This window comes from Rhodanobacter sp. FW106-PBR-R2A-1-15, assembly GCF_058789735.1.
Genome location: NZ_JBYTEM010000005.1, coordinates 155,489 through 169,420 on the forward strand (window position 1 = coordinate 155,489; position 13,932 = coordinate 169,420).

The 13,932-nt window shown below is 69.5% G+C and carries 13 protein-coding genes; 8 read left to right on the forward strand and 5 right to left on the reverse strand.

Features of this window, described 5'->3' with window-relative positions; translation table 11 throughout:
• Nucleotides 1–2: 2 nt before the first annotated feature.
• Genes nudE through mazG form a run of 3 tightly spaced genes read left to right on the forward strand, consistent with a single transcriptional unit; the run spans nucleotide 3 to nucleotide 2,187 of the window.
• Nucleotides 3–560: an ADP compounds hydrolase NudE gene (gene nudE / locus AC3WTD_RS04870; RefSeq protein WP_027493053.1), complete on the forward strand. Its 558-nt coding sequence runs from the start codon at nucleotides 3–5 to the stop codon at nucleotides 558–560.
• Nucleotides 557–1,378 carry a 3'(2'),5'-bisphosphate nucleotidase CysQ gene (gene cysQ / locus AC3WTD_RS04875; RefSeq protein WP_027493052.1) on the forward strand — a complete coding sequence of 274 codons (822 nt, stop codon included), beginning with the start codon at nucleotides 557–559 and terminating at the stop codon, nucleotides 1,376–1,378. Before nudE ends, cysQ begins: the two co-directional genes overlap by 4 nt.
• Entirely contained in the window at nucleotides 1,375–2,187 is an 813-nt protein-coding gene (mazG, locus tag AC3WTD_RS04880) for a nucleoside triphosphate pyrophosphohydrolase (protein WP_027493051.1), read from the forward strand. Before cysQ ends, mazG begins: the two co-directional genes overlap by 4 nt.
• A gap of 46 nt (nucleotides 2,188–2,233) precedes the next feature.
• On the opposite strand, the gene AC3WTD_RS04885 is transcribed toward mazG, so the two are convergent.
• Nucleotides 2,234–2,728 carry a hypothetical protein gene (locus AC3WTD_RS04885; protein WP_492613076.1) on the reverse strand — a complete coding sequence of 165 codons (495 nt, stop codon included), beginning with the start codon at nucleotides 2,726–2,728 and terminating at the stop codon, nucleotides 2,234–2,236.
• A 128-nt stretch (nucleotides 2,729–2,856) separates the two neighbouring features.
• Between AC3WTD_RS04885 and AC3WTD_RS04890 the strand changes: the two genes are divergently transcribed.
• Nucleotides 2,857–3,633: a DUF4097 family beta strand repeat-containing protein gene (locus tag AC3WTD_RS04890; protein ID WP_492613077.1), complete on the forward strand. Its 777-nt coding sequence runs from the start codon at nucleotides 2,857–2,859 to the stop codon at nucleotides 3,631–3,633.
• An 87-nt stretch (nucleotides 3,634–3,720) separates the two neighbouring features.
• Here the strand turns inward: AC3WTD_RS04890 and AC3WTD_RS04895 are convergent, their stop codons facing one another.
• From AC3WTD_RS04895 to AC3WTD_RS04905, 3 genes are all read right to left on the reverse strand, one after another.
• Complete coding sequence (locus AC3WTD_RS04895; RefSeq protein ID WP_492613078.1) at nucleotides 3,721–4,839, reverse strand: SLC13 family permease; 1,119 nt, start codon at nucleotides 4,837–4,839, stop codon at nucleotides 3,721–3,723.
• Between the two features lie 56 nt (nucleotides 4,840–4,895).
• Nucleotides 4,896–7,379 carry an ABC transporter permease gene (locus AC3WTD_RS04900; protein ID WP_492613079.1) on the reverse strand — a complete coding sequence of 828 codons (2,484 nt, stop codon included), beginning with the start codon at nucleotides 7,377–7,379 and terminating at the stop codon, nucleotides 4,896–4,898.
• Nucleotides 7,380–7,563: 184 nt separating this feature from the next.
• Complete coding sequence (locus AC3WTD_RS04905; protein WP_492613080.1) at nucleotides 7,564–8,262, reverse strand: ABC transporter ATP-binding protein; 699 nt, start codon at nucleotides 8,260–8,262, stop codon at nucleotides 7,564–7,566.
• Here AC3WTD_RS04905 and AC3WTD_RS04910 point away from each other — a divergent pair.
• From AC3WTD_RS04910 to AC3WTD_RS04920, 3 genes are all read left to right on the forward strand, one after another.
• A complete protein-coding gene (locus tag AC3WTD_RS04910; protein ID WP_492613081.1) occupies nucleotides 8,261–8,872 on the forward strand; it encodes an arylesterase in 612 nt (203 codons plus the stop codon). The two genes, AC3WTD_RS04905 and AC3WTD_RS04910, sit on opposite strands and share 2 nt — an antisense overlap.
• A gap of 99 nt (nucleotides 8,873–8,971) precedes the next feature.
• Nucleotides 8,972–9,703, forward strand: a complete 732-nt coding sequence (locus tag AC3WTD_RS04915; protein ID WP_027493045.1) for a response regulator transcription factor — start codon at nucleotides 8,972–8,974, stop codon at nucleotides 9,701–9,703.
• 39 nt (nucleotides 9,704–9,742) lie between these two features.
• A complete protein-coding gene (locus AC3WTD_RS04920) occupies nucleotides 9,743–10,765 on the forward strand; it encodes a sensor histidine kinase (RefSeq protein WP_027493044.1) in 1,023 nt (340 codons plus the stop codon).
• 250 nt (nucleotides 10,766–11,015) lie between these two features.
• Here AC3WTD_RS04920 and AC3WTD_RS04925 read toward each other — a convergent pair whose 3' ends face one another.
• Nucleotides 11,016–12,371 (reverse strand): 3-oxoacid CoA-transferase, encoded by a 1,356-nt coding sequence (locus AC3WTD_RS04925; RefSeq protein ID WP_492613082.1) that lies wholly within the window; start codon nucleotides 12,369–12,371, stop codon nucleotides 11,016–11,018.
• 414 nt (nucleotides 12,372–12,785) lie between these two features.
• Here AC3WTD_RS04925 and AC3WTD_RS04930 point away from each other — a divergent pair, with 414 nt between their 5' ends.
• Nucleotides 12,786–13,832, forward strand: a complete 1,047-nt coding sequence (locus AC3WTD_RS04930; RefSeq protein ID WP_492613083.1) for an isoaspartyl peptidase/L-asparaginase family protein — start codon at nucleotides 12,786–12,788, stop codon at nucleotides 13,830–13,832.
• Nucleotides 13,833–13,932 lie beyond the last annotated feature (100 nt).

The window sequence follows — 13,932 nt, forward strand, 5'->3', positions numbered from 1 at the left end:
GGATGCGCAAACTACCGACCATCCACGCCACGCGCGACGTCACCGACAGCCACTTCCTGCACGTCGAGCAGCTCGACCTGGAGTTCTCCAACGGCGTGCGCCGCACCTACGAACGATTGAAAGGCAGCGGCCTGGGCGCGGTGATCATCGTGCCGATGCTGGACGACGACACCGTGTTGCTGGTGCGCGAATACGCCGGTGGGCTCGGTCGCTACGAGCTGGGCCTGCCGAAGGGTCGGCTGGATCAGGACGAAACCGCCGAGCAGGGCGCCGAGCGCGAGCTGAAGGAGGAGGTCGGCTACGGCGCACACAAGCTGAAGATCCTGCACAACCTGTCGTTGTCGCCGTCGTACATGACGCACATGGCGCATGTGGTGCTGGCGCAGGACCTCTACCCCGAGAAGCTGGTTGGCGACGAACCGGAGGAACTCGAGGTGGTGCCGTGGAAGATGGCCGAGCTGCCTGCCTTGCTGGGCCGCGACGACGTCACCGAGGGGCGCTCGATCGCCGCGCTGTTCATGGCCCGCGAGTATCTCGCCGGGCGCTTCCAGCGCACATGAGCACGCCGTCAGGAAATATTCCGCCCGGGCTGGCCCGACAGGTTGGCGCGATCGCCCGCGCCGCCGGCGCGGCCATCCTCGACGTCTACCACGGCGATTTCGCGGTGCAGACCAAGGCCGATGCCTCGCCCTTGACCGCCGCCGACCTGGCCGCCCAGCAGGTCATCATGGCCGGGCTGACGGCGCTCGAGCCGCCGCTGCCGGTGCTGTCGGAAGAGGCCAAGGCGCTGCCGTGGTCCGAGCGCCGGCACTGGTCGCGTTACTGGCTGGTCGACCCGCTCGACGGTACTCGCGAGTTCATCAAGCGCAACGGCGAGTTCACCGTCAACATCGCGCTGATCGACGACCACCGCAGCGTGCTCGGCGTGGTGCTGGCGCCAGTCAGCGGCGAGCTGTACGTGGCCGCCCGCGACCACGGCGCCTGGCTGCAGGCGCAGGCCGACGGCCCCTGGCAACGCATCCGTACGCGCCCGCTGGGGCAGCCGCCGCTGGTGGCCGGCAGCCGGTCGCATGGCGGCGTGCAGGGCGGCATGCTGCAGCAGCTGATCGGCAGCGACTATGAGCTGGTACCACTGGGCTCGTCGCTGAAGTTCTGTCTGATCGCACGCGGCGCGGCGGACCTCTACCTGCGCCTGGGCCTCACCAGTGAGTGGGACACCGCCGCGGCGCAATGCGTCCTGGAGGAGGCCGGCGGGGCGGTGCTCGACCTGGCCGGCCGGCCGTTCCGCTACAACCGCGGCGAGTCGCTGCTGAACCCCGAGTTCATCGCCGTCGGCGACCTCACGATCGACTGGGCCACCCGCTTGCAGACGCCATGAGCGACTCGCCCCGCCACAGCCTCGACGACCTGCTCGCCATCATGGCGCGCCTGCGCGATCCCGAGCGCGGCTGCCCATGGGACGTGAAGCAGGATTTCGCCTCGATCGCGGCGTACACCATCGAGGAAGCCTACGAGGTCGCCGACGCGATCGACCGTCGCGACTGGCACGACCTGCGCGACGAGCTGGGCGACCTGCTGCTGCAGGTGGCGTTCCATGCGCAGATGGCGGCGGAGCAGGGCCTGTTCGATTTCGCCGACGTCGCCCACGCGATCAGCGCCAAGATGCTGCGGCGCCACCCGCACGTGTTCGGCGACACGCGCTACGCCGACCTCGACGAGCAGATGCAGGCGTGGGAAGCGATCAAGGCCGCCGAGCGCGCGAATAAGGGCGCGCCGGTCGATGCCAGCGCGCTGGCCGGCATCTCCAGCGGCCTGCCGGAGTGGAAGCGCGCGCAGAAACTGCAGCAGCGTGCGGCCGCCGTGGGTTTCGCCTGGCCCGGCCCCGCGCCGGTGCTGGCCAAGCTGGCCGAGGAGGTGGACGAGGTGCGCGCCGAGTTCGCCAACGGCGCCGACCCGGCCCGCCTGCAGGACGAGATCGGCGACGTGCTGTTCGTGCTGGTGAACCTGGCGCGCCACGCCGGCGTGGATTTTTCGCAGGCGTTGCGCCACGCCAATGCCAAGTTCGAACGGCGCTTCCGGCAGATGGAACAACTGGCCGCGGCCGACGGCACGGCGTTCGCCGAGCGCACGCTGGACGAGCAGGAGCAGCTGTGGCGACGCGCCAAGCAGCAGGAGCGCCAGCCCTAGCACCGACGCGACGGCAGCGGGCCGTCGCGCCGGTCGTTTGCGGAAGTTACTTTGCCGCCGGTGCCGCCTTGTCGGCATGCCGCATCCAGGCGGCGTGCATCTTCTCGTGCTCGGCGCGTATCTTCGCCTCGTTGGCCAGGTTCTCGTCCAGCCCCTTGCGCAGCGTGGCGATGGCCTGGTCGATGTTGGCCGGCTGCGCCTGCAGGTGGGCTAGCTGCTGGTAGGCATAGTCGCGCACGTGTGGGTCCTGCGACTTGGCCAGCACGTCGTTGTAGACCGCCGCCATCTCCTTGCCGCGGCCGGCATGCATATACAAACGCCCCAGCTCCTGCAGGTCGCCGATCACGCCGCTGCGCTGGTGGTCGAAGCCGTGCATGCGCATGCCGTGGTCACGGTCGCCGTGATGCGCGCGCATGTCCTTGCCGGCCATCGCGGACGGAGTCACCGACGGCGGAGGCGGCGCATTCTGGGCCATCACGAATGAAGCCGATCCGGCGATCAGCGCGGCCAGCGCGGAAGCAAGCAGGGTTTTGTGGTGCATGGTGTGTCTCCTCGGTAGGTAGATCAGGAAACGCGGCCGGCCCGGGCACGTTGACCGGGGCGGCCAGGCTTGCAACCTTTCTGCCGCCGGCTGCATCCCAGTCGGGTCGTCCATCCAAGGAGAAACCCATGCGCCGTCTTCTCACCGCCGCCCTGCTGCTGTCCCCGCTGGCCGCTTTCGCCGCCACCCCGTGCAAGTACGAGGCGGCGCGAAACCTGCAGCTCGACCTGGCCGGCGTGCGCAGCGTGCAGGTCGACGTGCACAGCCACGACCTGCACCTGACCGGCAGCGCCGACGCCAAGGGTCTGAGCGTTCGCGGCCGCGCCTGCGCCTCCGAACAGACGGCGCTGGACAAGCTGCAGATCACCCAGCACCGCGAGGGCGACCAGCTGCTGATCGACATCGGCAACAGCGGCGGCTTCAACTTCAGCCTGTTCGGCGGCAGCTCCTACGCGAGTCTGGAAGCCACCGTGCAGATGCCGGCGAACCTGCCGGTCACCGTGCGGGTGGGTTCCGGCGATGCCGACGTCAGCGGCGTGCAGCAGTTGCAGGCGAGCGTGGGGTCGGGCGACCTGCACGTAGCCCAGGTGGCTGGCAAGTTCGCCAGCAGCGTCGGCTCGGGCGACGTCGACGCCAGCGACGTCGGCAGCCTGGAGCTGGGTTCGGTGGGCTCGGGCGACTTCAAGGCCGACGGCATCAAGGGCGACGCCCGCATCGGCAGCATCGGCTCGGGCGATGTCACGCTGCGCAACGTCCGCGGCAGCGTGCATGCCGACACGCTGGGCTCCGGCGACCTGAGCGTGAACGGCGTCGGCGGCGACCTCAGCCTCGGCGCCAAGGGCAGTGGCGACATCAACCACTCGGGCGTGAAGGGCAAGGTCAGCGTGCCGCATGACGGCGGTTGAGGGCCGGGAATAGGGAAGAGGGAATCGGGAATCGGTAGGAGCCCGCTCGCGGGCGATGCTCCTGCTTTTGCGTGTCCCGAATCCCCGCTACCCGCACCAGCGCCAAGCCAGGTACACCAGCGGCGCGCACACCAGCAGGAATGGGACCGACACCAGGTGCAGCCGCCGCAGGCTGTGCGGCTGCTTCGCCAGGCGCAGCGCGATCAGGTTCGCCAGCGAGCCGATCGCCACGCCGAAGCCGCCCACGTTCACCGCCACCGCCAGCGCGGTCGCGTCGGGCGTGCGTTCCAGCAGCAGCACCGTCGCCGGCACGTTGCTGATCAGCTGCGAGGCGACGATGCCGCCGGCGTACAGGGTCAGCGGCTGGCTGAAATCGAGCCGGCCCAGCATCCGCTGCACTAGCGGTAGCTCGGCAAAGTGGCCGAGGCCCAGGAAGATTGCGGCGAAGGTGAGCAACAGCAGCCAGTCGATGCGTGCCAGGCTTGGTCGCGCCAACAGGGCGAACAATGCCAGCAGCAGCGTGGCGCCCAGCGGTGCATGACCGTATTCCATCAGCAGTACCATGCCCACCAGCGCCGCCATCGACCACGCGCCGAGCCGTGCGGACACTATCCGGCCGTCGATCCGCTCCGGCGCCAGGGCCACCCGCTCGCGCGGCAGCCACAGCAGCGTGAACGCCGCTACCAGCACCAGCATGACTGTGGCCGCCGGCAGCATCGCCGCGGCGAAATGCAGGAAAGGCAAGCGCGAGTGCTGCCACAGCAGCAGGTTCTGCGGGTTGCCGACCGGGCTCAGGGTGGAGCCCGCGTTCACCGCCAGCGCTTCCAGCACCACCATGCGCAACACTGGCAGGTTCGAGATGGCGCCGATCGCCAGGGTCAGCGGTACGATCAGGAACAGGCTCACGTCGTTGGTCAGCACCATCGACAGCAGCGCCGTGGCGGCCACCAGCGCCAAGCCCAGGCTGCGCAGCGAATGTGCGCGCGCCGCCACGGCCGCCGCCGCATGCTGCACCAGCCCGCTGTCGCGGATGCCCTGGATCGTGATCAGCAGGCCCGCCAGGCCGGCCAGCGTCGGCAACTGCAGCCAGCGCCGGTAGTTCGCCAGCGGCTGCGGATCGAGCAGGGCCAGCGCGAGCGCCAACGCCGCGAACAGCCACAGCAGCCATTCCTCCCTGAGGCGCTGTCGCAGGCGGTTCGCTGTCATCGGGACGTCCGGAGGAGGGTGTCGCGCACTTTATCAGCCGGATCTCCGGCAACAGCTCAGCCTTCGCGCAACAGCCGCATCGGCGGCGTGCGGCTGACCTTGCGGGTACCGGCCAGGCCCAGCAGCATCACCACCAGTGCGGCGCCGACGGCGCCACCGAGCAGCGACCACAGCGGCGGCACGAAGTGCTCGATGTGGAATACCGCCCGGCCCAGCCACAGCCCGGCGCCGGCGGCGCCAAGTGCGGCGGTGAGACCGGCGACCAGGCCCAGCAGGGCGAACTCGCAGGCGGCGGCCACGCGCAGTTGCGCGCGCCGTGCGCCCAGCGTGCGCAGCAGCGCGGCTTCGTGGCGGCGCTCGGCCGCGCTGGCGGCGAGTGCGGCGGCCAGCACCAGTGCGCCGGCGAGCAGGCTGAAGCCGAGGATCCAGCGCACCGCATTGCCCACGCGGTCGACGATTTCGCGCACGCGGCCGAGCAGCGAATCGACGTCGACCAGGCTGAGGTTGGCGTAGTCGCGCGACAGCTGCGCCAGCTCCGCGGTGTGACCGCGCGGCAGGTGGAAACTGGCCAGCCAGGTGTGCGGCAGGCCGCCGGCGTGGGCCGGGTCGAGCAGCAGGAAGAAGTTGACCCGGAACGAGCTCCAGTCGACCTTGCGGATGCTGCCGACTTTTGCCTCGATGCTGCCTTCGCCGACATCGAAGCGCATGGTGTCGCCGACCTTCAGCGCGAACGTGTCGCGCCACATGGTGTCGATCGACACCTCGGCGGCGGCCGGCCGCGCGCCGGGCCAGCGGCCGGCAACCACCTCGTTCGCCTGCGGCAGCGCGTCCGACCAGGACAGCCGCAGCTGGCGGTCGGCCCAGTCCTTCGCGCGTTCGTCGTCGAAGTGCAGCCGGTCGATCGGCTGGCCGTTGATCGCGGTGAGCTTGCCCACTGCCAGCGGCAGCATGTTCAGTTGGTTGCCGCCGACAGCCGCCAGCGCCTGCGTGAAGCCGTCACGCTGGTCGTCCTGCAGGTTCAGCGCGAACCAGTTCGGCGTGTCCGCCGGCAGTTCCTGGCGCCAGTCATGCAGCAATGCCGGCGCCACCGCCGCCAGCAACATCAGCGCGCACAGGCCCAGGCTGAGCGCGGTGGCCTGGATCACGCTCAGCGCTGGCCGCCGCGCCAGCGCGGCGAGGCCCAGCCGTAGCGCGGGGTGGGCGCCCGGCGCGATGCGCCTGGCCAGCCACAGCAGCGCGCCGGCCAGCAGCGCCGCAATCAGCGCCACGCCGAGCAGGCTGGCGGCGAGGATGCCGGCCAGGGTGAGTGAACTGCTCTGGCTCCAGATCAGGCCCAGCGCCACCAGCGCCGGGACCAGGTACAGCGCATCGAAGCGACGGACCCGTCGTTGCATACTCTGGCGGAACACCGACACCGGTGGCACTTCGGCCAGCCGCGCCAGCGGCGGCAGCGCAAAGCCGACCAGCACCGCCATGCCCATCGCGGCAGCGGCGAACGACGGCGCCAGCGGCAACACCGTCGGCACGTTGCCGAACAGCTGGCTGGCCAGCAGCCAGGCCAGCTGCGACAGGCCCAGCGCGAGCAGTACGCCGAGTGCTGTCGCCGGCACGGCGAGCGCGCCCAGCGTGCCCAGCAACAGGCCGAGCACGCGCCGGCGCGGCGTGCCCAGCGCACGCAGCAGCGCCACTTCGGTGGTCTTGCGTCGCGCGTAGCGCTGTGCGGACAGCGCGATCGCGATGCCGGCCAGCAGGGCCGACAGCAGGGCGGTGAGGCGCAGGAACGCACCGGCGCGGTCGAACGAGCTGCGCATGCGTTCCTGGGTCTGTTCCGGGGTGATCAGCTCGGCGCCTTGCGGCAGCGCGGTCGCCTGCGCCCAGTCGTGCCAGGCCTGCACCGCGGCCGGCGCACCGGCCAGCAGCAGGCGGTGGCGGGCGCGGCTGCCGGTGCCGAGCAGGCCGGCCTGTTCGGCATCGGCCAGGCTCATCAGCGCACGCGGCGCCAGCGCCAGCAGCTCGCCGCCGTCGGGCTGGCGCAGCAGCTCGGCGGCGATGGTCAGCTCGCGGCCGCCGAGTTGCAGCGGCTGGCCGACCTTCAGGTCCAGCGCCACCAGCGCACGATGGTCGAGGTAGACCTCGCCCGCGGCCGGGGGGCGGCCGTTGCGCGGGCCGCCGGTGGCATCGCGCAGTTCCAGCTTGCCGCGCAGCGGATAGTGCGCATCGACGGCCTGCACGTCGAGCAGCTGGGTCTGCTCATGGGCGAACGCCACGCTGGGAAAGCTGGCGGCGCGGGCGAGTTGCAGGCCGTCGCGTCGGGCGCGGTCGGCGAACGTGTCAGGCAGGAGCTGCGGCGAGGACACGCCGACGTCGCCGCCGATCAGCTCGGCGGCGCTGGCCAGCATGCCGCGCTCGATCCGCGCCGCCAGCGTGGCGACCACGCCCAACGCCAGCACCGCCAGCACCAGCGAGGCGGCCAGCGTGCGCAGTTCCGGCAGGTGCCACTCGCGGCGCAGGCTGCGCAGGGACAGGCGAACCAGGTTCATCGCTTTGCTCCTCCCCCTGCGCAGCAGGGGGAGGCTGGGAGGGGGTAGCTCGGGCTGGCCGGTAGATCAAGAGCACCCCACCCCAGCCCTCCCCTGCGACCGAAGGAAGTCCCTTTGGGGCAAGCAGGGGAGGGAGCAAGGCAGGCAGGGGAAGGAGCAGGGGCGGTGCGTGGAGCGGGGGTGTTCATGCGGGATCCCCGGACGCGGCCAGCACGCGGCCCTCTTCCAGTTCGATCCGGCGGTCGCAGCGCGCGGCCAGGGTCGCGTCGTGGGTGACCAGCACCAGGGTGGTGCGGTGGTCGTGGTTCAGCGCGAACAGCAGGTCGCTGACGTGGTGACCAGTGCGCTGGTCGAGGTTGCCGGTGGGCTCGTCGGCGAACAGCACGCGCGGGCCGTGCACGAACGCGCGGGCGATCGCCACGCGCTGCTGTTCGCCGCCGGACAGCTGGGCCGGGTAATGCCGCCGCCGCGCGCCCAGCCCCACCGCGTCGAGCGCGTCGCGCGCTCGCGATCGCGCCGCGCTGCTGCCTTCCAGCTCCAGCGGCAGCATCACGTTCTCCTCGGCGGTGAGCGCGGGCAGCAGGTGGAACGACTGGAACACGAAGCCGACCAGCCGCCGGCGCAGGTCGGCGCGGGCCTCCTCGTCCAGCTGCTGCAGCGCATGGCCGTCCAGCGCGATGTGGCCGCTGTCGGGCGTGTCCAGCCCGGCCAGCAAGCCGAGCAGGGTGGTCTTGCCGGAACCGGAGGCGCCGACGATGGCGAAGCTCTCGCCCGGCTGCACCTGCAGGCTGACCTGGCTGAGGATCTCCAGTCTCCCCTCGGGGCCGTTGACCGACTTGCTAACATCGCAAGCTTCAAGAAGAGGCCGGGAAGAATCGCTCATGCGCCGATGCCTGTGGTGGCTGGTTTTTCTGTGCGGCATCGGCAGCGCCCAGGCGGCGGCGCCGAAAACCGTGCTGGTGCTGGGTGATTCGTTGTCCGCCGCGCACAACATTCCGGTCGAGTCCGGCTGGGTGCAACTGCTGGATACGCGTCTGGGCCAGATGGTGCCGAAGTGGCGCGCGATCAATGCCAGCATCAGCGGCGAGACCTCGCTGAGTGGGCGCAACCGCCTGCCCGCACTGCTGGCGAAGTATCGGCCGACCGTGCTGGTGCTGGAACTGGGCGCCAACGACGGCCTGCGCGGCCTGCCGCTGCCGGCGCTGCGCGACAACCTCGACGCGATGATCCGTACCGCGCAGCAGGCGAAGGTGCGCGTGCTGCTGGTCGGCATCGAGCTGCCGGTGAACTACGGCCCGCGCTACCGCGACGGGTTGCGCGCGGTCTATGCGGAACTGGCGCGCAGCCGGCAGGTGGCGCTGGTGCCGTTCCTGCTCGAAGGCGTCGCGCTCGACCTCGCGTTGATGCAGGCCGATGGCCTGCATCCGGTGGCTGCCGCCGAGCCGCGGGTGCTGCAGACGGTATGGACGGCGCTGCAGCCGCTGCTGCACTGAAACCGAACCGGGTCTGAACCACCGTGCCACGCTTTCACGCAGCCGTCACTTGCGCGCCGGTTATCTCTTCACATATGTGAAGCCATGGAGGTATGGACGATGACCGTACATGACGAACAGGCGGGCTTGATCCTGCTGGTCGAGGACAACCGCCAGATTGCCGAGATGGTCGGCGAATTCCTGGAGCGGCGTGGCTATTCGGTGGACTACGCCGCTGACGGCGTGAGCGGGTTGCACCTGGCAGTGTCCAACAGCTATGACGTGCTGGTGCTGGACCTGATGCTGCCGGGCCTGGATGGATTGGAGGTCTGCCGCAAGCTGCGCCGGGAAGCCAAGAAGGCCACCCCGGTGCTGATGCTGACCGCCCGCGACACGCTGGAGGACAAGCTGGCCGGGCTCGAGGCTGGCGCCGACGATTACCTGGTGAAGCCGTTCGAGGTGCGCGAGCTGGAGGCGCGGCTGCGCGCGCTGATTCGCCGCGACCGCCGCCAGGTGTCCACCGAGGTGCTCAGCGTCGGCGACATGACCCTGGACACCGCCACGCTGCGGCTGACCCGCGACGGCCAGGAACTGACCGTATCGCCGATCGGCCTGAAGCTGCTGGCGATCCTCATGCGCGAGTCGCCGCGGGTGGTCAGCCGGCGCGACATCGAACGCGAGATCTGGGGTGATACGCTGCCCGATTCCGATACCCTGCGCTCGCACCTTTACAACCTGCGCCGGGTCATCGACAAACCTTTCGCGCGACCGCTGCTACACACCATCCACTCCGCGGGCTACCGCCTGGCGGATCTCGAATCGGAAGTGGCTTCTTCGCCCCAGACGGCCTGACATCAATCACCGTGCATCAGAGGTAGGCGCACGCAGGTAATGGACAGCAGGGTCAACGCAGTCACGTCCCGTGTGGGCGCCTTCCGTCGGCACGTCGCGTGGGTGTTCACCCTGCAGTTCGTGATCGTGGTGGCGGTCTGCATGCTGGGCATCTACAACGTCGCGCACACCGCGGTGGTGATCACGGTGATCGTGCTCACCACCGCGCTCGCCTGGCTCGCCTTGCGGCACGAGTGGCGGCCGGTGCGCGTGCTGGCGCGGCTGGTGAATCGCTGGGACGGCGAGCTGCTGGATCCGGCATCGCTGCGCCTGGAGCAGTTGTCCACCCATGCCGACGCCGACGTGGCCTCGCTGGCGCGGGGCCTGCACGGCTTCGCCACGCGTCTGGCCAGCTACAACCAGCGCGAGCGCAACTTCACCCGCGATGCCAGCCACGAGCTGCGCAGCCCGCTCACCGTGATCAAGATGTCGGCTGACATGCTGGCCGAGGAGGACAGCCTCAGCGACTTCGGCGTGCGCTCGGTGCTCCGGATCAAGCGCGCCACCCGCGAGATGGAAGTGCTGGTGGATGCGCTGCTGATCCTGGCGCGCGAGACGGACAGCGCGGCCGACGACCAGTATTTCGTCGTCAACGATGCGCTGCGCAAGGAACTGGACTTCGCCCGCGAGCTGTTGGCCGGCCGGCCGATCGAGCTGCTGCTGGAGGAGCCCGCCCGCTTCGCGTTGCAGGGCTCGCCGCAGGCGCTCTCGGTGCTGTGCTGGCAGTTGATCCGCAATGCCTGCCAGCAGACCGAGCAGGGCAGCGTGGTGGTCAGCGTACTGCCCGGTGCAATCAGCGTGCGCAACCGGATCACCTCGCAGCTGCCCGGCAAGGGCTCCCCGGTACGCGCCCGCGGTGCCGACCGGCACGGTTTCGAGCTGGCCATTGCCCAGCGGATCAGCGACCGCTTTGCGTGGCCGCTGGAACTGCAGACGGGTCAGGGCCAGGAAAACATCGCGCGCATCCGTTTCCCGCACCCGCTGCCGGCGCATGCGCCGGAGCAGAGTTTCATGGAGTCGTAGGCCTCAGAGCTTGCGAAGAAAACCACTTCCTGTGGTTTTCTTCAGTCGCGAGTCCGGTACACGCCCGGACTCGCTTACATGAAACAGTCACTTGCGTGACTGTTTCATGCCCGGCCCTCGGGCAGCCGCTCCTGCGCTGCCTCAACTCGGGCATCGGGCAACTGCTCCTGCGTTGCCTCAACTCGGGCATCCATGCCCTCGCCATGCCCTCGCCGTGGCCGGCCTGAGAGGTTGAAAAAATCACGACCTCTCAGCTGGCCGGCAGCGCCACCGCGAAGGCGCAGCCGGTCTTCGCCTTGACGTCGTCCAGGCTGACGCCCTCGTTGAGTTCGATCAGGGTCAGGCCCTTGCCCTTGGCCACCTCGAACACGCACAGGTCGGTGATGATCAGGTCCACCACCTGCTTGCCGGTGAGCGGCAGATCGCACTGGTTCTTGATCTTCGGCGAACCGTCCTTCGCGGTGTGCTCCATCAGCACCACTACGCGCTTGACGCCGCTGACCAGGTCCATCGCACCGCCCGGGCCCTTGACCATCTTGCCCGGCACCATCCAGTTGGCCAGATCGCCGCTGGCCGACACTTCCAGGCCGCCGAGGATCGACAGGTCGATGTGGCCGCCGCGGATCATCGCGAACGAATCGGCGCTGGAGAAGAAGCTGGAGCCGGGCAGGGTGGTGATGGTCTGCTTGCCGGCGTTGATCAGGTCGGGATCGAGCTGGTCCTCGGTGGGGAACGGGCCGATGCCGAGCAGGCCGTTTTCCGACTGCAGGGTGACGCTGACCCCGTCGGGGATGTAGTTCGCCACCATGGTCGGGATGCCGATGCCGAGGTTCACGTAGAAGCCGTCGCGCAGCTCCTTGGCGGCGCGCTTGGCCATCGCCACGCGGACCGGGCTTTCCTTGCCCGCGGCGACGCCGGCAATGGTGCGGAACTCAATGCGCTTCTCGTACTTCGCGCCCTGTACGATGCGGTCGACGTAGATGCCCGGCACGTGGACGTTGTTCGGGTCCAGCTCGCCGACCGGCACCAGCTGTTCCACCTCGGCCACGCAGATCTTGCCGCAGGTGGCGATCATCGGGTTGAAGTTGCGCGCGGTTTCGCGGAACACCAGGTTGCCGTGGGCGTCGCCCTTCCACGCCTTCACGATCGACAGGTCGGCGGTGATGGATTCCTCCAGCACGTATTCCTTGCCGTTGAAGACCTTGGTTTCCTTGCCCTCGGCCAGCTTGGTGCCGAACGCGGTGCGCGTGTAGAAACCGGGGATGCCGGCGCCGCCGGCGCGCAGCTTCTCGGCCAGCGTGCCCTGCGGAGTCAGGTGCAGCTCCAGCTCGCCGGCCAGGGTCTGCCGCTCGAACTCCTTGTTCTCGCCCACGTAGGAAGCGTACACGCGCTTGACCTGGTGGGTCTTCAAGAGCGGGCCCATGCCGAAATCGTCCACGCCGGCGTTGTTGCCCACGATGGTCAGGTCCCGGGTGCCGGCCTGCAGCAGCGCGCCGATCAGGTTCTCGGGGATGCCGCACAGGCCGAAGCCGCCGGCGGCGATCGTCATGCCATCGGCCAGCAGGCCGTCAAGGGCTTGTGCCGCGCTCGGATAAACCTTGTCCATCGCTGTGCCTTCCTCAGGGGAGAGTCAGCTGCCAAGGATACGACGGATTGGCCGGGTCCGGCCTTGTACCAAGGTCGCAGACCCGACGGTGCGTCCGTCGGAGCGGGCTTGACGGGGTCATTTACGCCGCGGGCCCGAATGCGACCGGCTGGCCTGTGTGGATCATGCTGCGGTGGCTGTTGGGCAGCATGGCCAGCTTGTTGCAGGCCGTTCTCGCGCAGGCGCGTTACCGCCTGCGGCTGCGTGGCGCCACGAGCGTTGTCGTTCAACGAAATGCCAGCGGGCGCGGCGATGCAGCGGGTGGCCGACCTTGCCGGCGTGAAGCTGGTGCTGGACGACCAGCGGGCGCGCTTCGCGGCCAAGTGACCTACCGGGCCCCGGTATACTCACCCCGTTGTCCGGGAGAGCGCCCACGTGAGACCGCACCATCTGTTCCTCGCCCTCGCCGCCTTTGGGGTTGCTGCCGTGAGCCATGCCGCCGTTTCGCCCGTACTGGTGATCCATGGCGGCGCCGGGGTGGTCAAGCGCGACATGACGCCGGCAAAGGAGCAGGCGGTGCGCGCGGCGATGACCCGGGCGCTGCTGGACGGCTACGCCAAGCTCAAGGCCGGCGGCAGCGCGCTGGACGCGGTGGCCGCGGCGATCACCGTGCTGGAGGACGATCCGAACTTCAACGCCGGCAAGGGCGCGGTGTTCACCCATGAGGGCATCAACGAGCTGGACGCGGCGATCATGGACGGCGACACCCACCGTGCCGGCGCGGTGGCGGGCGTCACGCGGATCAAGAACCCGATCCTGCTGGCGCGCGCGGTGATGGAGAAGACGCCCTACGTGATGCTCTCGGGCCAGGGCGCCGAAGCATTCGCGAAGAGCATCGGCATGCCGCTGGTCGACCCCTCGTACTTCCGCACCGAGCAGCGTTGGCAGCAGCTGCAGCAGGCGCTGAAGGAGGATGCCGCGAAGCAGCCGCATGCGGACGTCGAGACGGCCAAACACTTCGGCACGGTCGGTGCGGTGGCGCTGGATGCGCAAGGCCGCCTGGCCGCCGGTACCTCCACCGGCGGCATGACCGACAAGCGCTGGGGCCGCGTCGGCGATTCGCCGATCATCGGCGCCGGCACCTACGCCAATTCCGGCTGCGCGGTGTCGGGTACCGGCTGGGGTGAGTTCTACATCCGCAGCGTGGTCGCGCACCAGATCTGCATGAAGGTGACCCAGATGCGCGTGCCGCTGAAGCGCGCTGCCGCCGAGGTGGTCAACCAGGAGATCCCGTCGATGGGCGGCAACGGCGGCGCGATCGCGCTGGATGCGGAAGGGCACATCTCAATCCCGTTCAACACTGACGGCATGTACCGCGGCTGGATCGCCGCCGACGGCGTGCCGCACGTGGCGCTCTACGGCGACGAGGACGACGGCACCGCCGAGCTGCCCGCGCCAGCCGACAGCGCCGCGCAGCCCTGATGCGCCCCGGCTATTTGTAGGAGCCCGCTCGCGGGCGATGCCTTGAAAGCCGGGATTCGGGATTCGGGATTCGGGATTCGGGATTCGCAGAGCATCGCCC